The organism is Pedobacter alpinus (assembly GCF_042684645.1).
Classification (GTDB): domain Bacteria; phylum Bacteroidota; class Bacteroidia; order Sphingobacteriales; family Sphingobacteriaceae; genus Pseudopedobacter; species Pseudopedobacter alpinus.
This window is the reverse complement of record NZ_JBHULV010000014.1, coordinates 75,876-97,230: the sequence shown is the minus strand read 5'-3', so window position 1 is coordinate 97,230 and position 21,355 is coordinate 75,876. Positions and strand designations below refer to the sequence as shown.

The following is a 21,355-nucleotide window of genomic DNA, read 5'->3' as shown; positions in this document are numbered from 1 at the left end:
CGGCGTTGTGCGAAGGGGGGCTGTGGCAATCTGTTTTTTTAATTGCTTCTTGCTTGGTTTACGATTTTCTCCATTTTTAAAGTTGTTCTGTAAACTATAATCTTCCCGCCTCATTGCCGGCGGAAGGGCTAGTAACTTTTTTCATACTTAAAAGATGTCATAATTAGGCATTCAAGAGTGCTTCGCAATTTTTTCCGCAAAAAAAGTAACCAAACCCGAGCGATAGCGAACACTTGAAAGCCTTTAAAAAACAATAAACACTTGATAAAAAACTCTCCGCTGCGTTTTTTGCTACAAAGCCAGTGCTTTTATTTCTGCATCTCTACCGCATAAAACAAGGCGGAATTTGTAGGTATCGAATGGCTATTGCTTTTATTAATGTTCTTATTATTTGGAGTGATCTTATTAAACAGCAATGCCTTCCTTAACCGTGTCTTTTTGAAGCCCGAAGTGGCAGCGTTGTGCGAAGGGGGGCTGTGGCAATCTGTTTTTTTAATTGCTTCTTGCTTGGTTTACGATTTTCTCCATTTTTAAAGTTGTTCTGTAAACTATAATCTTCCCGCCTCATTGCCAGCGGAAGGGCTAGTAACTTTTTTCATACTTAAAAGATGTCATAATTAGGCATTCAAGAGTGCTTCGCAATTTTCCAGTAGCTGAAAAAAGTAACCAAAAACCCGAGTGAGACGAACACATGAAAGCTATAAAAAAACAATAAACAAATTGAATAAAGCCGCCGCTGCGTTTTCTGCTACGATGGTAGTGCTTGGATTTCTGTAGTGCTGCCGCATAAAACAAGGCGGAATTTTTCGTTAACGAAGAGTTATTGCTTTTAGGAATCATTTTATTTATAATTTTCAGTCCAAGCAGGGTCTTGCTTCAGCTGACCCTGCGTTTTGAGTTTATTACAATATGGTTTTTCTTCTAAAAAAAATCTTCCCACCTCATTGCCGGCGTAAAGGCTAATATCTTTTTTATAAACATTTAGTTCAAGCAGGGTCTCGCTTCAGCTGACCCTGCGTTTTGAGTTTATTACAATATGGTTTTTCTCCTAAACCAAAATCCTCCCGCCTCATTGCCGGCGCCAAGTGCTATTCCCTTTTTTATAAACATTAAAAAAATCGTTTTTTAGCATACAGGATCCCAATGATTAGAATGAATAAAGCTATCCACCAATACCCACCATTGATATTAGTTTTCTCCACATTTTTGTTCAGTTGCTTTATGCGCTGCTCTTCTTTTTTGTATAGCTGATGTTGAACTGACAAAGTGTTTTCTGATTGTTGTTCTTTAGCTAAACTACCTTTTTGCTGTTTTTGGCTATACACTTGATAATGCCCTGGACCGGCAGACAAACCGCTGTCAATATGCCAGCGGAAAGGAGCGTCGGCAATGATAAATATCTTATGGTCAATTTTATCATTCCAAAATATATGAGTGTGCAGCTGTGCTTTTTGCTTTGCCTCTATTTCTTGAACAGTATTGCTTTTAAAGAGCGAGTCTTTTAGCACTCGCTCTTTTTGCTTTATTAGCTTACAACCGGAAAGGCATAAAAATCCTATTGCTACCATTAATTTCATGGTTTTTTCTCTCCTTCCGTTAATTTTATCCAATCGGCATAGGCATAAATACTTTTTGCTAATCTTCGTTTCCGGTAAACTCCATCTCCTTCCCTACTGCCTGCTATATTGGTATTGCCTTCTATACTGATGATCCAATCGCCTGCTTGTTTTTCTACCAAACCTACATGGGCTATCCGTTTTAAGTTTGGGAACCAAATGCCTAAAATATTTCCTGGCTTAATGGATTTAGTTTTCACCCTCTCCACAAATAAAAACGGACTCCATGCGGTTCTTGGCCGGGCGTAACCTGCTTTCATAAATGTCCAACTCACAAATGCTGCACACCAAGGTTGCCCCCTTTGCAGATTTACTGCTTTTAAATAGGTTTCTACCCTTTCGCCATCATTTTGCCCGCTTTGTTCTCGTACCCCTATTTCCTTCCGGGCTATATTGACTAATTTTTCTCGCTCTTGCTCGGCTGCATTTAGCAAATGGCGATGAGGCAACCGATAGCTGCCAAGAGCAATAAGGCAAAGGATGCCCAATAAATTACGTATTGTTGCCATAAGGTTAAAGTGTTAAATTGTGAAACCATGGTGTGATAGGTGGGCAAGCCCAGCCATTTCATCTTTAGCTTAAAAAGGTATGCGCTCAGTAGCAGCAAAATCAGATAAACCAAAATAGATAGGGCGATTAATGTCCAAATCCCTGCATCAGGAAGTGCTGCAGTAGGATCGAAATGATAAATCCATAAGGGGAAGCTCTTATAAAAGAGCAAAAACATCAGGCATAAAAACACTAAAGGATGTATTTTCTGAATGCCCAAAATTTGGTTCAAAAACCAATGAGGAAAGATTTGTATTGCTTTCATATTTCTGTTTTTTTTAATGTAAATTGATGATAGAATTTGCTAATTGGGTAAATATTGAGCTTCATCAACATTCCAATTACTTAAAAGAAGCGGCTTTTCCGGGAGTTTGTATAAGCGTACTTTGTAGCGGGTTCGCTCTCCGGTATCATAAACACCCGAACATAGCAGGGCATTTTCTTTCAATAGCTCCAACAATTCCTGCTTTAGCGCTACCACACAAGTTTTATCCATTCCCTTTTTGATCAATAGCCCAAAATTTAGCGCTGCTTGTTTTCGCTTAAATAAATGTAGGTAATCTGCTTCATCCAACAACTGGAGTTGCATACCGTTGTACCATTTGCGTAGGGTTTCTTTTTCAGTTATTAAAAAAAGCTTTAAAATCTGCGAAGCTTTCAGGATATAGCCCTTTGGCAATCTCCGAATAATGACCATGGCTTGTCTATGGTATATATCCATGGCTTTTGAATAGTTTAATGATGTGTATAACATATTTAAGATTTAATGATGAAAAATATTAAAGCTGTAATTGAACAAAAAGAGGATGCCTTGTTTAAGGGCATCCTCTCTTCTTTATTGTACCACTACGCTGCCAGCATATTTGCTGGTAGCCAGTTCTTTGCCATCGGCAGAAATCCAAGCAACATATACCTCAACGGTTTCGCTACTAAACTCTGCTGGTAAATCAAAAGCAAGTGTCTCATCTGCTCTGGTGGCATCGGCAATGCCATAAGTAGCTTCTGCTAATTCGGGGCAAAACGCAACCAGCATCAACTGATCGGTAGCCTTCGCCTTGCCTTTGCCCTCGTTATTGGTCCAAGCCAAATTTAAGGTGGCAGCAGCACTTGAAATTACGCTGAGCGCTGCAACAGCAGGCAAATCACCACGGCTTAACAATACCATGCTGTAATCTATCTCTAGATTAGGACTTACACCTGTTAGTGCATTTTTCAAGTTGTACGAATGCGCACTATTATAACCTGTTTTACCGTTGGCATAGTTCTTAAATCCAATCTCTAAAATTGCTTTTACCGGATTTAAAAAGGCTGTTATCAAAGCAAACCTGGCTTGCTGTTCCAACTGCTTTTCGCTCGCCTTGGCATTGCCTCGTTTGGCAGATAAGCTACGCATGTATTTGATGCCACGCCATGATGAACCTACTACGGTTCCTATTTTTCCTGAAAAGGCACCTAATATGCCCTGTGTGTATTTTCCCATAATCTCTAAATTTTTAAGGGTTTAACCATTTGCAAAAGCTTCTTTTATAGCGCTATAGGTCTTTTGTCTGCTCCAAATGTAGATGGGGTAAATAGCTAAAACAAGCGTACGACCGGTCATTGCTGGATTTTGCCAGTGTTTGCCGAATTTTGCCAGTGTTTGCCGAATTTTATTGAGGTGCTTCGAGGCTTCTTCGAGACCGCTTCGAGAAATTACCCCATTTTCTCGAAGGATTCCCGAAGCAGTCTGGGAGAAATATGCCATGTGCGTGTAAGCAGATGAGCCCACGGTGCCCATCATTTATCTTTAAACCTCAGTTCGATTATTAATTCATATTTAACATATTAATAATCAATCATTTAATTTCAAATCCGCACAGCCTTTTTTCAGGCTATTTATTTTCTATTTAGGGCTTTCAAGAATACTTGTATTTCCTGCCCTCATGCCGGGCATTGGCAGGCACTTTTTTCATTCTTTTTATTTCAAAGCTAGGCATTCAAGAGTGCTGCGCAATTTTACCGAAAAAAGTTCCCAAACCCGAGCGGTAGCGAACACATGAAAGCTATCAAAAACAATAGATAAATGAATAAACTTTCGCCTGCGCCTGATGCTATGAATGGATTGCTTTAGCAGTTTCATCTATTCCTCCGCCGGCTGGCAGACAAGGGCGAATTAACTGTAATTAACGTTTGTACTTTAACTAAACTGAGTAAAATTAATCCTCAATAATAATCGAGTTCAGGTTTTAAAATAAATAGCCCGCGTTAAGTGATAAATTGTAGTGAATCAACGGCTTTTTCTAATGGTATGTTCCTTAGAATCGGTGGTAATGGCCTCTTTACCTGCCATTAATTTCTCTACATCGTCAATGTTAAAATACATTTTACCACCAACCAATTTTGAGGGGAGCTTTCCAGATTTTCGCAGGTTAAAGAGGGTGCGTTCGCCTATTTTTAGCAATAGCAACACCTCCATCTTGTCTAACCATTTTTCCCTGAATACGCTTGCCCTATTTTTTTTGTAGGCAACCACTTTTTCTTCTGTTGCCAAACCCACCATACAATTCAGTAATTCTTCTATACGGCTCAATGATTCTAAAAAAAGGTAAAAAATTTCCATTGGATTGGATTTAGGATGATCGTTTTCTAATCGTTTTTCGAATAAGTTTTTTACACAGCAAAGCCTGTGAGGTATAGCTGCTTGTGATAGCCAATTAAATATTTAACATAGCAGCCCTTGTTAGGTTCATCAATTTGCTTTTGATTTTGATGTAAAAGGTTGAGCAATCAATGCGGTAAGATGAGGGGGTGTTTACAAGAGTTGTGTAAAACAGATTTACCAGTTCATTTAAATGTTGTGCTAGAATGTTTTGCATATTTATAAATATTGGGGAATAAATAATGGGCTTCATCTACAAGACGCTAAGGCCTGTACTAAAACCGTTAACACAGAAGCGGTTAACCACAAACAATCTAAACGAATATAATTATTTTAAAATAAATAAAAAAATAATTGTGCTAAAAAATAACCTGTAAACATTTTTACAATACAAATTTAAACAGGCTCTAACGTTTCAAGATCAAAACTTTTTGCTCTTCCTCTAATTTTACCTCTCTTTCACCGAGCAGTTCTTTTAAAATTTCTGTGCGGCTGCGGGTAACTAACAAATCAATTTCTGGGGGTATATCTTGGTTAAGTATGAGTAGGCATTGCATGTTTTTTACGGGCTTGTAACCAATCACTGCATCCAATGAAACTATCAAAGAACGGTTTACCTTAAAGAATTGACTCGCATTGAGCAGTTGTTCCAATTCCGTCATCTTATAATCAATATGGAAGGTTTTGCCTTTTTTAGTGTAAATATAACCTACTTTCCCTGCTCTCAACAAATAAGTGATATCGGCTATAGCAATGAAATAGGATTTTCCACCTAATGTTCCCTTCAAGAACTTGTCTTCTGGTTTAGGTTTAACATTTTTAACAATCATGTAATAGCATAAATACAATACATTGAGCGTGATGATGCTCATTTGAACCAAGGGAAACTCTAAAGTGAAGTAATTACTAGATTCGATATCGCCATCTACCAAACGGAAATATAATTTTACCCCTAAATAAGCAATCAAGATCATGCCCAGTACCCCCAATAGCAATTGCGCTATAATTCTAATCCATAGGCTTTTCTCCCAAGGCCAATATTGATCGAGCTTGCGTGAGGTGTAATGCACTCCTGTGGTTACCAAAATAGACATCAAGAAGCTAAACAGCACTGCCTCTTGGTAATTGCGTTGCTGGCATAAAGTAAAAAAAGATTTGTATTGAGTTGGCGTATTTAAAAACCAGGCAATCCATACCGATGCCGCTATGCGAAATGACCAATGAAAATAGCCAACTGCTTTGGGCTTTGTTTGTTTTTCAACCATAGGTGTGTGTTTGAAAAAACAATTTTATGTTTTTTTCTTAAATAAACAGATAAACTTAACAATTTTTTAACCTTCAGTTTACATTGGCCATTTTTCATGAAGCAAATCATTTAAATCCTATTCATTTGTAGATTGCTTAAGCGGCGAATTTTTAAATTTTATAGAGCATCCTAAAAAGGGATTCAATTTATTTTTTTTTATCTACTACCATTCACACCCATATTCACTACAATTCACTCCTATGCAGCCCTATACACTTGTAAAAGCACTTTTTTTAGTTCTATTTAGCCCTCGGCTTGCAAGCTTATTTTTTAACCCAAATAAAAAAAATGGAAAAAGTGAATTTTAATAATGCTGGTTTGCAGCAACTTTTGCAGGAATTGTACCTGCTGAACAACCAACAATTGCAAGAAGAAGTCTTGCTGGTACAAACGGATATGAGACAGTGGATGAAGGATAGGTTTATCCTGAGCAGTTCGCAAGAAGCCGATTTGGACAATGTTGACCATACCTTCATGAACGAAGCCAGTAGCCAATTGGCGTATTTTATGTTGAACCGTTTGCCCGTTTCGCTTTTTAAAACAGAAAGCCTGCTCTATTTAAGGGGGGAAGACCGTGGAAAATTGTATAGAAATGAGCAAAAAACCACCAGTATTTATAATGATACCTTGGGCAATAGCACCACACAAACACTCAGCTTTAGCATCGAGTATTTAAGTCCATCTATCAGCTAAGTGCTGAAAGCAGCCGGCCAAACAAACAATCTCAATCACAGCAGGCGCCGGCTGTTTTTCTTTTTTATGGGGTAGGTGGTTAGGTGGTTAGGTGGTTAGTTTGTTGGGTGGTTAGGTGGTTGGGTGGTTAGATGGTTAGGTGGTTAGTTTGTTGGATGGTTGGGTGGTTGGGTGGTTAGGTGGTTAGTTTGTTGGATGGTTGGGTGGTTGGGTGGTTAGGTGGTTAGGTGGTTAGTTTGTTGGGTGGTTAGGTGGTTGGATGGTTGGTTTTTTAGGTGGTTAGGTGGTTGGTTTGTTGGATGGTTAGGTGGTTAGTTTGTTGGATGGTTGGGTGGGGCCTGTTACTTGGGGTGTGTTAAATAAACTGTGTCATTATCTTATTTATGCCTAAACAATATTTAATTCAAATCTAATATCATTCTATCAGGAAACCAAATGGCAAGTTTTTGAGCAGTTGTCGCCCAGTTGCTCAAAGGCATTGTCCATTTTTCACTTATATTCTTTTGAGCTAGGTAGATGAGCTTTATTAGTGCCATATCCGAAGTAAATGCTCCTTTGGTTTTAGTCACTTTTCTTACTTGCCTATGAAAGCCTTCAATAGTATTGGTGGTGTAAATCAGTTTTCTTATTGCAGCATCATAACGGAAATATGTGGTCAGTTTCGACCAATTTCTTCGCCAAGATTCTATAACTTTTACGTATTTATTACCCCACTTCTCATCTAGTTCGTCTAGTCTCAGCTCTGCTAGCTCTAGCGTATCAGCCTGATAAACTGGCTTTAGATCTTTCATAAAAGCCTTTTGGTCTTTTGATGCAACATATTTTAAGCTGTTACGGATTTGGTGAACAATACAAGTCTGTATTTCAACTTTTGGAAAAACAGCACTGATTGCTTCTGGAAAACCGTTAAGGTTATCGATACAGGCAATCAAGATGTCTTTCACGCCACGGTTCTGAAGGTCTGTAAGAACACTCAGCCAAAAGTTTGCGCCTTCACTCTGCGAAACGTACATCCCTAGAAGCTCTTTTCGACCATCTCGATTAATCCCCAGGATATTGTATACAGCATGGGATACCATTCGGTGATCCTCTTTCACCTTGTAGTGCATTGCATCCAGCCAAACAATCGTGTACAGCGATTCCAATGGCCTAGATTGCCATTCTTTGACCTCCGGAATAATCTTGTCTGTGATGCTGGACAGCGTTGTATGGCTGATGTCTGTATCGTACATGTCCTTGATATGCTTCGAAATATCCCGCAAACTCATACCAAGACCATACATGCCAATTATTTTGCTTTCTAAGCTTTCAGCTAATATGGTTTCACGCTTGCGAATAATCTCAGGCTCAAAAGTGGAGTTGCGGTCTCGAGGTGTCTGAACTGAAATAATCCCGGAAGATGTTTTGATGTCTTTCCTTGTTTTACCGTTCCTTCGATTTCCTGAGAGCCGTTCATCCTCATCCAAATGACTGCTCAGTTCCGCTTCAAGAGCGGAGTCAAGAAAACTTTTTAAAAGAGGTGCGAATGCACCGTCCTTGCCATACAAGGATTTGCCCGAACGAAGTTGTTCTAAAGCTTTTCGTTTCATTAGCTCATAATCGAGCTGTTCTTCTCTATTCATCATAAACTGTATCTAAAGTTACTAATTTCAACTCTTGACACAGTTTATTTTACACCCTCGTTACTTGATACTTAATACTCACTACTCAATACTCATTACTCAATACTCAATACTCATTACTCACTACTCAATACTCATTACTCACTACTCAATACTTAATACTCATTACTCATTACTCAATACTCATTACTCAATACTCATTACTCAATACTCATTACTCATTACTAAATTCTCCTTACCCAAAAAACAATGGTCAATTTCCCTACATATGAAAACCAAAGAGATTATTTACTGGAGTTGATTCAGAAAAAATATCCCTTATCCAGAAAAGAATTGGCCCGCAAGTTTAACTGCGAGGAGCATAGGATTACTCGTATGATTAATGATTTACGATTTAACAAAAACCAAAATATTCACTATTCTAAATCTTTAGGACGTTATGTTTGGCTCCCAGGTCCTTTTAAAAAGGAAAGCTAATTTGAGCTTTTCGTGAACACATAGAAGAGTTATGTTTCCACTTAGCGGCCTATCGTTCTTCGAACTGACACCCATTTAGCTGATTGCAATAAAGTATCTCACTTCTAGATTTCCATACGATAAGTTTAAATGCCTGTGAGACCTCTCGTTCCTCGAGGTGACGTTGAAAGTATGGCGATTGTATTCAAATTCAATTAAAAAAGTAAAAGAACATTTTTTACGCTTTTAGGCGCTTTACTTTACCTGTGCATTAGGCCTTATGCAAACAGGAGCAGCCGAAAACCTTTTAGAGTAGGCAAAATCAATCTCAATCTCTATGGCTTCGAGATATGGTAAAGCCAAGAATGTTATGAATAAAAAATTCTTCTTACCGGTGCTGGCTATAGTAGCCATTGCTGGTGTATGTATGTTTTCTGCTTTTAAAGCTAACGCTAATAAGGAAGTAAGGACAGAACAGTGGTTCCAATATGATGGATCTGGGCCGTTAGATGAAGCCTCAAGCTATGGAAACCCTTCTCCCTCACCATCAAATTGTGGTGGCACCGAACAGGTGTGTGCCATCAGAGCAATGGAAAGCAGTGTGGAAGGACAGCCAGAAATTGACCAAACAATCCTTGATGAGATTGACGCAGCCTTGCAAAATCCTACGGGAACCCATGACAATGTAGAACTTCGTAACATCGAAGCACAATAGATTCATTTTTTGTAAATTATTCTTTGTCAGGTAATTGAGCCGATGCTTAACAACAAGTCATCGGCTCTTTTATTTTAGTAAAGCAGGGTCTCTCAGCGAGGACCCTGCTTTTCTTACCTTTCATTCTGTGGCATTCCCGAAATTTGGATGATATCCTCTGGGATAGGAAAAACATATCTCTTATCATTTGGCGGCAAAGTAAATGTCTTGCTACCTAATTGCCGGGTCAAGGTTTCCGCAAAAGCAGGTTCTTTGTTCAGCCTCCTTAAATCGTTCCATCTTTGCCCCCTAAATACAAGTTCCTTTCTCCTTTCAGCTAATATTTTACTTAATGCCTCTTCAGATGTATTGGCTGTAATTGCTGTAAAAAAGCCATCTTCCCATCTGTTCGCCATCAGTGTATTCAAATCCGCCAATGCTTCTTCCTTTTTATCGGCTCTGGCCATAGCCTCCGCCCTAATCAAATAGAGTTCGGCAGTAGTGATGCCATTAAAATGGTTGTTATTATTGCCATCATATGTCCCTTTAAAAGCGTAACTTTTTTTATCGCTGTTTTGTAAAAAGAACAACACTTTACGTAAATCCCTTTCATCGTAACTTTCATAAAGCATGCTATCTACCCTACACCTCGATAATGTTAAGTTGGAGGAACTGCTATAAGCATGAAAAACCACTTCCGTGTTAAACCTGAAAAAAGGTGTGGCAACTCTGCTATTAATGTCGTTATAGTCTAACAATTCATTGCTGATCTGTAAAGCAGAATCTGCATATAAACCCGCCTTTGGGTAATCACGCTGGTAAAGATAAACTCTTGCCAAGGCACCAAAGGCGGCCGCTCTGTTTGGGCGTGTAGCAATGATACTGCTACTTGGCAGTAAGGTAGCCGCTTGCTTAAAATCTGTCAATATCCTATCGTAAGTGTCGCTAAGGTTTCCACGGCTTATATTTTCATTGATATCCGGACTTAGCTTAATCGGGATGCCCAAAGCAATATCCGCATCTGCATCATCATAGGGTGCTGTAAATAACTGAGCGGTCTCCGTTAAAGCATAAGCCCTAAAGAAAAGGGCTGCTCCTTTTATTCTTTTCCACTCTTCCTGTTCATTTGGTTTGGGGCTTATTTTTTCAATTCCATCCAATACCACATTGGCCACAAATATAATATTATACCTGCCGCTCCATGCTCCGGTATCTCCGTCTGCCGCATCGTTCTCCCAAGTATATATTTTACGGTCTCGCTCTGCGGGAATCGAGTTCCAAATGGCTTCGGTATGATAGAAATTATCGGCGGACACCTCGCCTAAAAGCGTATAGGTATTCATAAAGGCATTGTCTAACAAAGCATTCATATCTTGCAATGTAGCAGGTACCGCCAGTTGCTTATCTGGTTTGGCATCTAGGTAGTCCTTACAGCTTGCCAATAAGATGCTTAAAAATATAAGGTGGGCTAATTTTTTCATCGTTCTTGTATATTTTAACATTCAATCAATCATTTTATAAATTCTATAAATCTATTTTCAACCCTATTGCCAGCTGCCTTGAAACGGGGACACCGTTAAAGCCGTTATCTGGATCAAGCCCCAGCTGGTTAGCCCGCCATAAAATCCCCAAATCACTGGCGTAAGCAAATATTTGTAGGTTCTGAAAACTTAAACGATTGGAGTTTGGTTTGCTTAGGCTATAGGCTAGGCGTAAATCCTGTAAACGGATATGGTCGCCCCGCTCTACGGTAACTTCAGAATTATTGTAGAAAACGTCACGGTTGCTTATCGCTGGATATACCATCGCAGGCACCTGTGTAATAGCTTCATCACCTGCCTGTTGCCATCTTTTGGTATAGTCTGGATGCCCAACGTTATTGGCAAACAGGTTGGTGTAATGGATGCTTGCCCTCCTAAAAAAATAATCCATTTTAAAGGTGAGGTTAGCTGATAAACTAAAATGCCGATAGCTGAAAGTTTGCCTAAAAGCGCCATAATAAAGTGGGATAGCTGAACCATGATATACCAATTCGTTAATGGGGCTTCGGTTGACTATGGTGGAATAATCTTCACTCTTTTCTCCTGCAACAAACCCCATAGGCGCACCTGTTGCCGCATTTAACCCTGCCCATTGATAGCTGAACAGTGGATACACCAACTCATCCTGTATTGGGTTGATGCTGCTGCCATTGCTCACCAACCTGGTGGTACTGGCTGTATTTAGGTATCGGCTTACTTTAGTGAGGCTATGTGCCAACAATAGGTTGCTCTCCCATCTTAATGCCTTATTTAAATTAACCGTATTTAGCTGTAGCTCGAAGCCATTACCCATGGTAGCTGCACCGTTCAAAGTACGGCTGGTAAAACCTATTGTAGGGTCTGCGGGTTCTGCACCCAATAAATCTGTGGTGTTTTTTTTATACCAGTCAAAACTTCCGCTGATGCGCCTGCCCTTTCCCTCAAAATCTAAACCTAGGTTGAAGGTCTGCACTTTTTCCCAGCGTAAATTGGCATTTGGCGGGTTTACCACATTGGCATACACTAAGTTATTGATGGTATTGGGTGCCGGGTAATAGTTCATGGTGGTATAGGCAGAACGGCCATTGTCAACATTGCCTGCTACTCCCAATGAGGCTCTCAGTTTCAGATATGGTAAGTGATCAAAGTGGTAGAAATCTTCATTTGCAATATTCCACAAGCCTCCAACAGACCATAGCGGTACGCCTTTCTGGTTGGTGTTTACGCCAAAAAGATTGGAGGCATCTTTACGTACACTCCCAGAAATGGTATAGCGCTTTTGGTAAGTATAAGCTGCATTGGCAAATAGGGCGACGTAACGGTTGAGTTGTTCGCCAAAGGAAACTGTATTAGGAATCACAGCTGATGCAGCCAGATTGCCATAAGCCGGATAAACCGTAGTAAAGTTCACATTGCCATAGGTCAACAGTTCATCACTAAAACCATAGGTTCTAAAACCCTTACTCTTGCTGTTTTGCTGTCTTATTTCGGTGCCGATAATGGCATCCAGTTCATGCCCATTGCCCCAATATTGTTGCACATTGATTTGCCCTCTTAAAGCATTGCTAAGGCTGCTGAAAGTGGAGTAATCTAATATATCTCCTAAAGGGATGGGACGCAATAGGTTTGTACCATTAACTTGGGTAAATCGGTTAATAAGGTTACGGGTATAGTAACTTTCCTGATGCAACAAGTCGTTTTCTTCATTGATATTTTGCTGGTATTGGTACTTCAGTTCGGCACTGATGCCTTTAAAAAAACGATAACTGGCTGCAATATCGCCTACTAAAGTATATCGCTTGCTTCTATCTCCTGCCAATGCCAATTCCGCCAAGGGGCGATAATCCCAATCCAGCAACTGTCCATTACCCAAAGTACGGGTATAGCTACCCCTATAATCTTTATCAATAACGGCCGGACTGCCATCCGCATTGCTTAAACTTGCATAAGGGTACAACTGCTTTGCCCCTATCTGCAATTGCCCATAACCCAAAGCTGCCGAGGGGCTTAAGGTAAGCTGTTGGTTTTGGCTGTACTGTAAACTGCCTTTCAACTCTAGCCTATCTATGGGTTTCAAACTGTTCTGTAGCCTAAAGGTCAGCCTTTCGCCCTCATTACTTTTGAGTGCATACAAATTTTTATCGTAACCAACAGAGGCATAGTAGCTGTGGCGCTGGCTCCCGCCCCTCAGGTTCAACGCATATTGTTGGGTGAGGGCTTGGCGGTAAACTTGTTGCAGATAGTCATCCCTTACATCTTTTGTTTTCATCCGGTTCAATTCCTGCTCCAGCATTTCCTCGGTCAATTGACCATCCCTATGGGCAATCAGCAATTCCACCGCAGGGCTTAAAGCAGGTTTACGGTTGTTATTTTCTTGGCTGTTATAATAACCTTTATCAAAAAGTGATGCTTGCAGCTCAATAAATTCGGCCGAAGGAAGCAGCTGCTGTTCCATTAATCTTGGCTTAGCTTTCCAATTGATGTTACTGCTGAAATTGACCTTCATGGCTTGGTTAAGCTGGCCGCTTTTGCTGATAATCACAATAACACCATTACCGGCACTGGCGCCCCAAATAGACGCGGCCGCAGCATCTTTAAGAATGCTGATGGACAATATATCGTTGGGGTTGATGCTGTTGATATCGCCCTGATAAGGAAAATTATCCAGTACAATCAATGGTGCCGTACCTGCGTTGATTGAATTTACCCCCCTCACCAAAATATTGGGCGTACTGCCTGTACCATTAAAGGTATTGGCATTGCGTTGGTCAAAAAGCGTCACCGCACTTAAACCCTCCAAACGGTTCAATATATTGCCACTCACCCCTCTCCCTATCAGTTCGCTACCAATCTGTTCAAATGCACCTGTAGCCCTTTCTTTTGCGATCTGCTGATAACCTGTTGATACGGTGACTTCTTGTAAACTTGTGGTGGCTAGCTCCAAAACAATTGCTAACAAGCGGTCTGCCCCCCAATCCAAAGGCTGCTCGTAGGTTTGGTAGCCCATATAGCTGACCTGCAGATGCAGTTCCTGCCGGTCTTTCTGCCCTTGCTGGGTTAACAGCAGCTTAAATTTACCTTGGCTATCAGTAGTGGTACTTTGCCCAGTTTCTTTAATGGCGATGGTGGCACCTATCAAAGTCTCACCAGTGCTGCCATTTACAGTTCCGTTGAGAGTGTAGCGCATTTGTGCATTCATCGTTTTTCCTGTAAACAGTAAGAGCAGGATATATAAAAGTTTCTTCATTTTGTTGGTTTAAGTTTGTTTTCTGTGAGTATAAAAAAGGTAACTGGTAGGCGTACCTGTTCCAGTTTCAGATGGTGGCTTGCCAGTTCGGCCTGTAAGGCATAAAAATCAGTGAATGAGGGGATGTATAAATCCATATCTACCTTTCCCTTGAAGCCTGTGCCATCTATTACGGGTGGGTTTTCTTCGTATTTGTTCATTTCATAAACTAGGGTTTTAAGGCCTGCATTACGCAATGTCTTTTCTGCCGTTTTGCTGTTGTGCAAGGTATTGATGGCCTTGCCTCCTTTGCTCACGGGTAACGTTCCGGTTTTCACCAAGCGCCATACCAGGGTATCTCTTAGTGCTAGCCTGCCATGTAGCCCCAGTGCCAAGTCTAAATCTTTACAGATTTTATCCAGTCTTGCTGCAACAGGTGTGGCCAAAGGCAATACAGATTCGTAGCAATAGCTATGTTTCCTGTTCCAGCTATCTGCAAAACCAGTATCTTCTTGGTATTGGAAATCTGCTCTATTTGCTACCTCCCAAAGCATCTGGTTGGCAGGCATCCCCAAAAACTTGTTCAATGCCATCAAATAGATGCGGTAAGCTGGGTAATTGATGATCTGGGTGTGGATGCTTTCTTGTGTGCTGTCAATCCATACTTTAAAAGAAGGCGTAACCCCTGCCAAATAAGGCCTTAGCACTGAATAAAATGTGCTTGACCGCTCTTCGTCCAAGACGCTGTTTTTACCTAGCTTAAAATCGTCCCGGTCTATTTTCAATGGCACCGCTAATCGGTCTTCATTTAATAAGGTTCTGAGATTTTTTGCGGTAACATACTCTGCGGCGCTGCGGCCTTTCAGTTTACCTCCTTTTATCCAAATGACATGCGGATTAATCTGGTGGGGGAAATAGGCACTTAGCAGTGGGTGGCTTTTTACCAATGGCAATTTGAAATTTCCCATCAAGCTATCTTGTTGCAAAAAATTTAAGGCAACGGTTTTTTCTTCCTGTGCAATGCAAACTACTTGCAGCTTTTCAGCAAAAACCTGTTGTAAGCTGTCTATTCCTAACAATTGGTGACGGGTGATTTTGCAACCTGTATTACAGAATACCAGTAATAGCGTTTTGGCTCTATTATCCTTTAGCCTAAGGGTAGTTTTGCCATCTGCTTGGTTCAGCACACTTAATGGCATATTCCAAACCGCTTCTGGAATGGTATCCCCAATTTGTAAGGGTTTGGTTTGAGCTTTGGTTCGTTTGCCTCCAATTACTACAACTACCACCATCATAAGTAAGCTCATGACGATGCTAGGACGTAAAAGCTGGTGTTTGTGTTTTCTGTTGTACTGTAGCTTCTTGAGTGGCACTCCCATTCCTCCTATCGCGTCACCCTGAGCGGAGTCGAAGGGTCTCCGTGTTAATTGCTGCTGGCTTGGTTTACGATTTTCTTCATTTTGGTAGTTATTCTGTAAACTATAATCTCCCCGCCTCATTGCCGGCGGAAAGGCTAGTAACTTTTTTCCTGTAGCTGAAAAAAGTAACCAAAAAAAGCCACCGCTGCGTTTTCTGCTACAAAGCCAGTGCTTTAACTTATGCATCACTACCGCATAAAACAAGGCGGAATTCTCCGTTAACGAATGTTTATTGCTTTTAGGAATACTGCTTTTAACAGAATTACTACAATTTAATATCACTGCCTCCCCACCAACCGTCATTGCGAAGCCCAAAGCGTCCGCCTTGTGTAAAGCGGGCTGTGGCAATCCCCACGTTAATTGCTTCTTGCTTAATTGAACGACCGCCTTAAGCCTTAAGCTTTCTACTTTAAGCCTATTAGTACGATACCCAACCCCATGGTAATTAACCACAGGGCAAGCAGTACCGCCACTATCACTACTCAGAGGGTCTTTAATGTTTACAATACGCTTTAGAGTTAAAAAATAATTCTTAACAGCAACAATAATTAATGCAGAATTATGATATATTTGAAAATAACGTTTATGAAAATTTGGACATAGCTGTCCCACCGGGTATAAAAACCTCATACTTTTTGTTTTAGATTAAGTAAAATTTTTACTGAAAAGAAAATAGCTAGCGCTTACGGGGGCTTTTATAGGCCGTTAATGAGCGAAGCTCTAGATGGGTTTTTAAAATTATGTGGGTGCGTTGATGATGTGGATAATGGGGTTTTGGAACGAATGATTTTGTACGACCGCGAGGGTTATACAATTTGGTGAATGCTTGTAGAAAGCATTGGCTGTTTTTTGTGGATGGTGGTAAATGTGGTACGTTTTCATATTAAATATTTTATTGAAAACGATATACACTCTTAAAAGCAAAAAGGAAGCTAAATTGGTAGAAACCAATAGGGCGAACTTCAAAACTTTTGATAGTGGTACCGTCAAGAACCAACTCAGAAATCTGAGCTCCCCAAAAGTTTTACATGAAGTCCGCCCTATTGAATAATATATCAAAGATATAAATATCCAATAGACAAGGCGAACTCACGATCTACTCATAGGGAAAATTGACGGTTTTCTATCATGAGAGACATCGTAAAAGCAAGATTAAATCTTGCTATTTATATCGCTTTAATTAATTGATAACAAATATAATAAATAAATATTAATTGTGGCAATATAACCACAGAATATTTTTAAAAAAAGTTGAAGAACTCTAAAGAAATATATGAAGTAATTGGTGCGAACTTAAAACAGTTCAGAAAAAAAGCAGGCTTAAGTCAGCAACAGTTGGCAGAGAAATGCTCTGTAGATCGCTCCAAAATTAGTGACATAGAAAATTGTAAAGAAAACTTCATGTTCTCAACTCTATTAGAGATTGCAAACGGATTGAATTTAGACATAAGAAAACTACTTGCCCCTTTAAGAAAGATAAAAACAGAATAGCCGAATAGGATATAAGAAATTTATTAAATAAGAGTGATTGGAGTGATAGTTAAGGTAGCAGAGTTTAGTAAGAAAGAGTAATTAGTAAAAAATTTGCATTGAATAATTCAACCTATGAGTAAAACAAAGCAAGAACAAGCGGTTGGTATAACTGACGAAATCATCCTTAATAAAATTTATTATTTAAGAGATCAGAAAGTGATGCTTGATTCAGACTCGGCTGAACTTTATGGTGTTGTGACCAAAAGACTAAACGAGCAAGTTGGTAGAAATATTGATCGATTTCCTGCTGACTTTATGTTTACCATAACTCAAGAAGAATTTGAAAACTTGAAGTCGAAAATTGCGACCTCAAGTTGGGGTGGTCGCCGTACTTTACCTAATGTTTTCACAGAACATGGCGTATTGATGCTTTCTAGCATAATAATAGCAAACAAGCTGTTCAAGTAAATATATAGATTATGCGCATATTCAAAAAATGCGACAATTAATTTCTGAGCATACAGCAGTCAAATTAGATATAGCAGAAATAAGAGAATCCATTTACAGGATAATGAAGAAACAAGACGGTCATGATAAAAACATTGACTTATTGTTTGGTTATATTGATAAATTACATGTTGAACAGGAAGAACCTAAACAAATTAGGACAAGAGTTGGATTTAAGGACTGGGAATGAGAAAATAAAAATGAACCGAAATCTGCGGGAAATATGCTTCGACTCGGCTCCAGAATGACTGTGGCCTTCTACTGGGCTCAGTATGACTGGTGGATTTGAAAATCAGGATCAGCTGAAGCGAGACCCTGCTGGGACGAAAAGTTTATTGTGATCTGGTTTTTCTTCTAAACCAAAATCTTCCCGCCTCATTGCCGGCGGAAAGGCTAGTTCCTTTTGCTGCAGCTCAAAAGGAACCAAAACGCCGCCACTGCGTTTTCTGCTACAAAGAAATTGCTTTTACTTCTGCATCTCAACCGCATAAAACAAGGCGGAATTGGACGGTAACGGATGGTCATAGCTGTTGGGAATCCTTTTTATTATAACAATAAAATTCAGTTTAGCTATCTTCGGAAATCAGCGAAATCTGCGGGAAATGCTTCGACTCCGCTCAGCATGATAGTGGTTTGAATGACATTGGTTTGAATCGCTCAACATTACGGTGGCTTGAGGCGCTCAGCATGACCTTACGGAGTAAACAATCCGGGTGCTATACTAATTGGACAAAAAGACCTGGCTCATATTTGAGGATACCTAATTGGATAGGATAAAGTCAAGAATAAATTCATCTTCAAGCAGTTGCAATTTTGGTTTAAAGCAAAATAAATTTTACCTTTGTTTATTATGAAAGCAGAAAAAGTAAACACGGATAAAAGTGTCAGCGTTAAACAAACTGCTGGCAAAGTAAATCCCTTCGTAAAATTGATGAACGATAAAGATCGTATTGTCAAAGCAATTAAAGATGGTAGAGATTTATCCATATTAAAAGGAATTAAATTTGTCCGCCCGATATGAGATAAACCGTAACGAAAACGGAACTTCTTATCATTTCATTACCTCTTCTGGTAATACATATATAGCTTATTTTACAGAATTTACCATGTTAAATCGTAACCGAAAAGATGTGCCAATACTATCTTTTGGTTTTTCCTGTAAGCTGACCGATGATGACGAACCACAACGCTATGACAGAAAAATAAAAAGTACTATTATCTATATTATAGAAGAATTTTTTAATGCACTGCCAACTGAGTCTATTCTTTATTTTTGTATGAATCAGGATGGGAAAGCTAAAAACAGACACCTCATTTTCGATAAATGGTTTAAAGAATTTTCTCATGGTCTTGAGAAGCATAATACTCCTGAAGCAAGTGCAAAGCATGATTTTTATGGTTCTATCCTATTAAAATCTGCCAATCCTAATAAACAAAAATTTATTGATGCCTTTTATTTTACGATAGATTATTGGGACTTGGGTTGCTAGCGTGATATCCTACCTAATAATCCTCTTATTACATTTTTTTTCTTTCTAGTGCATTAAACGAAGCGCCTTAACGGATAAAAAAAATAAATCAAAATCTTATTTTAAAAAACTGGTGAAAGAGTGCAAAAGCCTTAATGTAAGGTGCTGATTGGACAGTATGATGGCGCTTCGACTACGCTACCATTGACAGTGGTTTAAAGTGACAGTGAGCTTCGAATCCGCTCAGCATGAACGTGGCGATGTGTGAATAATCAGGGGTCTAGAAAAAGTAGAGCTTTTAGTTATCTGCGGCAATTTCTGAAATCTGCGGGAAATATTTGGCGGATCAGAAAGTGATGCTTGATTCAGACTTGGCTGAACTTTATGGTGTTGTGACCAAAAGACTTAACGAGCAAGTTGGTAGAAATATTGATAGGATTCCAGAAGATTTTATATTTGAGTTAACACAAAATGAATACGACTCTTTAAGGTCACAAATTGTGATTAAAGACAAGAGGCTCGCACAGCAAATACCTTCAACATGTTTTTGCAGGTGTTCTGTAAATGATAATCTCACCTCCTTATTGCCGGCGGGATGGCTTTTGAATTTTTCCTATCCTTCTAAACCTATAAACCTATAAGGTTTCAAAAACCTTATAGGTTTAATTGCTTAACAAACCTCCTCCAAAAACACTGCCCAAACCCGAGCGGAGCGAACACATGAAAGCCTTTAAAAAACAATAAACAGATTGAATAAACTCTCAGCTGCCTGCCTGCGGTAGGCTGGCGTTTTATGCTACAAAGCCAGTGCTTTAGTTGCTGCATCAAACCGCATAAAACAAGGCGGAATTTTCCTTTAACGAATGGTCATAGCTGTTGGGAATCCTTTTTATTATAACAATAAAGTTCAGTTTAGCTCTCTGCGGGCATCACCTAAATCTGCGGGAAATGCTTCGACTCCGCACAGCAGGATAATGAGCTTCGACTCCGCTCAGCTTGACAAGGGTTTGAGGCGCTCAGCAGGACAGTGAGCTTCGACTCCGCTCAGCAGAACTTGTGGCTATAAAAATCAGGGTCAGCTTAAGCAAAACCCGGTTAAGGCAAAGCATAAGTAGCAGTAATGATAAAAATTAAGATGAGGTCAATTTTAACTAAAAACTAGCCCAATCCTAAAATAATTATCTTTTTTATCTACTAGTTATCTACTAGTGCTCTACTAATTAGAAATTATAGCTAAGAAATTAAGATAGTAGATAAAATTAACCTTAATAAGTGGAACTCTTAAGGCCAATTTTCCAATTTATTTGGTTTACTTTGCATAAATTTTTTATTATTAAAAATAAAACGTTTATTATTGAAATTGATTTAGCTAAGTTTATGAAAGGTGCTCCTTACCTGCAAATGAAAAACATCATCATTTTATTCCTTTTTGCTGTTATTATCAGTTCTTGTTCAGTTCGAAATTCATCAAGAATATTGCAGTATCCAAAAAGTTTCAATACAGATACCTTAAAAACGGTTGCGGTTTTTAATAACCAAAATTCTTATCCAGAATACCGTATCAAAGTTTATGATAAAATTAGTATCCAAAATTTACAGGATGCGGAACTTTTAGGATCTACAATAGGAGCTACTGGTGAATTTAAAGTTAGTTATGAAGTAAACCAAATTGGCGAAATTATTTTACCTGCATTAGGAAGCATACAAATAGCAGGATTAACTAAAGAAGAAGCTAGAGAGAAAATTCAAAAATTATATGGTGCAACGTTATTTAAAGACCCAATTATTGAATTGAATATTAATAATTTAAAAGTGACCATGTTGGGTGCTTTTAAGTCTGAAGGGAATTTTTTATTGGAAAATCAAAAAACTGATCTAATTGACATCATTGGTTTAGCCGGTGGCATTAGTGATAATGCTAACATCAAAAAAATACGAATTATTAGAGGTAACAGAACTCAACCTGAATTGATTATAGCAGATTTATCAAATATAAATACATTATCTAACCCCAAATTAAAATTACAAGATGGAGATATTATTATAGCCGAAAAGAACAAATTTTCTTTGTTATCAGAAAATATCATTGCTTTAAATTCTGTGGTTTCTATTGGAATTTTAGCTTTGAACATGTATTTAATTTTACAAAGAGCTAAATAATATTAATA

21 protein-coding genes are annotated in these 21,355 nt (G+C 39.1%); 9 read left to right on the top strand and 12 right to left on the bottom strand.

Translation table 11 applies throughout. The features are described 5' to 3' along the window. Nucleotides 1–1,109: 1,109 nt before the first annotated feature. The 8 genes from ACFSSE_RS05200 to ACFSSE_RS05165 all read right to left on the bottom strand — a co-directional run bounded on the left by ACFSSE_RS05200 (nt 1,110) and on the right by ACFSSE_RS05165 (nt 6,068). Entirely contained in the window at nt 1,110–1,577 is a 468-nt protein-coding gene (locus tag ACFSSE_RS05200; RefSeq protein ID WP_379041941.1) for a hypothetical protein, read from the bottom strand. Beyond that, a complete protein-coding gene (locus ACFSSE_RS05195) occupies nt 1,574–2,125 on the bottom strand; it encodes a peptidoglycan-binding protein (protein ID WP_379041939.1) in 552 nt (183 codons plus the stop codon). The genes ACFSSE_RS05200 and ACFSSE_RS05195 overlap by 4 nt, the downstream gene beginning before the upstream one ends. Continuing rightward, nucleotides 2,044–2,430 carry a hypothetical protein gene (locus ACFSSE_RS05190; protein WP_379041937.1) on the bottom strand — a complete coding sequence of 129 codons (387 nt, stop codon included), beginning with the start codon at nt 2,428–2,430 and terminating at the stop codon, nt 2,044–2,046. The genes ACFSSE_RS05195 and ACFSSE_RS05190 overlap by 82 nt, the downstream gene beginning before the upstream one ends. Nucleotides 2,431–2,469: 39 nt before the next feature. Beyond that, nucleotides 2,470–2,886: a hypothetical protein gene (locus ACFSSE_RS05185; protein WP_379041935.1), complete on the bottom strand. Its 417-nt coding sequence runs from the start codon at nt 2,884–2,886 to the stop codon at nt 2,470–2,472. 114 nt (nt 2,887–3,000) lie between these two features. Then, nucleotides 3,001–3,645: a DUF6266 family protein gene (locus ACFSSE_RS05180; RefSeq protein WP_379041933.1), complete on the bottom strand. Its 645-nt coding sequence runs from the start codon at nt 3,643–3,645 to the stop codon at nt 3,001–3,003. A gap of 21 nt (nt 3,646–3,666) precedes the next feature. Beyond that, nucleotides 3,667–3,945, bottom strand: a complete 279-nt coding sequence (locus ACFSSE_RS05175) for a hypothetical protein (RefSeq protein WP_379041931.1) — start codon at nt 3,943–3,945, stop codon at nt 3,667–3,669. 486 nt (nt 3,946–4,431) lie between these two features. Continuing rightward, nucleotides 4,432–4,764 (bottom strand): helix-turn-helix domain-containing protein, encoded by a 333-nt coding sequence (locus ACFSSE_RS05170; RefSeq protein WP_379041929.1) that lies wholly within the window; start codon nt 4,762–4,764, stop codon nt 4,432–4,434. Between the two features lie 446 nt (nt 4,765–5,210). After that, nucleotides 5,211–6,068, bottom strand: coding sequence for a LytR/AlgR family response regulator transcription factor (locus tag ACFSSE_RS05165; protein ID WP_379041927.1), 858 nt, complete (start codon nt 6,066–6,068; stop codon nt 5,211–5,213). A gap of 329 nt (nt 6,069–6,397) precedes the next feature. On the opposite strand from ACFSSE_RS05165, the gene ACFSSE_RS05160 reads away from it, so the two are divergent. Then, nucleotides 6,398–6,802 carry a hypothetical protein gene (locus ACFSSE_RS05160; RefSeq protein WP_379041925.1) on the top strand — a complete coding sequence of 135 codons (405 nt, stop codon included), beginning with the start codon at nt 6,398–6,400 and terminating at the stop codon, nt 6,800–6,802. A 398-nt stretch (nt 6,803–7,200) separates the two neighbouring features. On the opposite strand, the gene ACFSSE_RS05155 is transcribed toward ACFSSE_RS05160, so the two are convergent. Then, nucleotides 7,201–8,424: an IS256 family transposase gene (locus tag ACFSSE_RS05155; RefSeq protein WP_417629183.1), complete on the bottom strand. Its 1,224-nt coding sequence runs from the start codon at nt 8,422–8,424 to the stop codon at nt 7,201–7,203. An 826-nt stretch (nt 8,425–9,250) separates the two neighbouring features. Here ACFSSE_RS05155 and ACFSSE_RS05150 point away from each other — a divergent pair. Continuing rightward, complete coding sequence (locus tag ACFSSE_RS05150) at nt 9,251–9,595, top strand: hypothetical protein (protein WP_379041923.1); 345 nt, start codon at nt 9,251–9,253, stop codon at nt 9,593–9,595. A gap of 113 nt (nt 9,596–9,708) precedes the next feature. Here the strand turns inward: ACFSSE_RS05150 and ACFSSE_RS05145 are convergent, their stop codons facing one another. The 3 genes from ACFSSE_RS05145 to ACFSSE_RS05135 are packed head-to-tail and all read right to left on the bottom strand — an operon-like array spanning nt 9,709 to nt 16,368. Further along, nucleotides 9,709–11,055, bottom strand: coding sequence for a RagB/SusD family nutrient uptake outer membrane protein (locus tag ACFSSE_RS05145; protein WP_379041921.1), 1,347 nt, complete (start codon nt 11,053–11,055; stop codon nt 9,709–9,711). A 43-nt stretch (nt 11,056–11,098) separates the two neighbouring features. After that, the gene (locus ACFSSE_RS05140) at nt 11,099–14,341 is read right to left on the bottom strand and encodes a SusC/RagA family TonB-linked outer membrane protein (RefSeq protein WP_379041919.1); all 3,243 of its coding nucleotides are present in this window, start codon (nt 14,339–14,341) and stop codon (nt 11,099–11,101) included. Further along, nucleotides 14,338–16,368: a hypothetical protein gene (locus tag ACFSSE_RS05135; protein WP_379041917.1), complete on the bottom strand. Its 2,031-nt coding sequence runs from the start codon at nt 16,366–16,368 to the stop codon at nt 14,338–14,340. The genes ACFSSE_RS05140 and ACFSSE_RS05135 overlap by 4 nt, the downstream gene beginning before the upstream one ends. Before the next feature lie 621 nt (nt 16,369–16,989). On the opposite strand from ACFSSE_RS05135, the gene ACFSSE_RS05130 reads away from it, so the two are divergent. The 7 genes from ACFSSE_RS05130 to ACFSSE_RS05100 all read left to right on the top strand — a co-directional run bounded on the left by ACFSSE_RS05130 (nt 16,990) and on the right by ACFSSE_RS05100 (nt 21,347). Then, entirely contained in the window at nt 16,990–17,229 is a 240-nt protein-coding gene (locus ACFSSE_RS05130; RefSeq protein ID WP_379041915.1) for a helix-turn-helix domain-containing protein, read from the top strand. A 114-nt stretch (nt 17,230–17,343) separates the two neighbouring features. Beyond that, nucleotides 17,344–17,679 (top strand): ORF6N domain-containing protein, encoded by a 336-nt coding sequence (locus ACFSSE_RS05125; RefSeq protein WP_379041913.1) that lies wholly within the window; start codon nt 17,344–17,346, stop codon nt 17,677–17,679. A 103-nt stretch (nt 17,680–17,782) separates the two neighbouring features. Next, nucleotides 17,783–17,908, top strand: a complete 126-nt coding sequence (locus ACFSSE_RS05120; protein ID WP_379100771.1) for a hypothetical protein — start codon at nt 17,783–17,785, stop codon at nt 17,906–17,908. A 660-nt stretch (nt 17,909–18,568) separates the two neighbouring features. Beyond that, the gene (locus ACFSSE_RS05115) at nt 18,569–18,739 is read left to right on the top strand and encodes a hypothetical protein (protein WP_379041909.1); all 171 of its coding nucleotides are present in this window, start codon (nt 18,569–18,571) and stop codon (nt 18,737–18,739) included. Then, nucleotides 18,723–19,208 carry a DUF6169 family protein gene (locus tag ACFSSE_RS05110; protein ID WP_379041907.1) on the top strand — a complete coding sequence of 162 codons (486 nt, stop codon included), beginning with the start codon at nt 18,723–18,725 and terminating at the stop codon, nt 19,206–19,208. The genes ACFSSE_RS05115 and ACFSSE_RS05110 overlap by 17 nt, the downstream gene beginning before the upstream one ends. A 335-nt stretch (nt 19,209–19,543) precedes the next feature. Then, nucleotides 19,544–19,828, top strand: coding sequence for an ORF6N domain-containing protein (locus tag ACFSSE_RS05105; protein ID WP_379041905.1), 285 nt, complete (start codon nt 19,544–19,546; stop codon nt 19,826–19,828). Between the two features lie 673 nt (nt 19,829–20,501). Continuing rightward, on the top strand, nt 20,502–21,347 hold the full coding sequence (locus ACFSSE_RS05100; protein WP_379100768.1) for a polysaccharide biosynthesis/export family protein: 846 nt from the start codon (nt 20,502–20,504) through the stop codon (nt 21,345–21,347). The last annotated feature ends 8 nt before the right edge of the window (nt 21,348–21,355 follow it).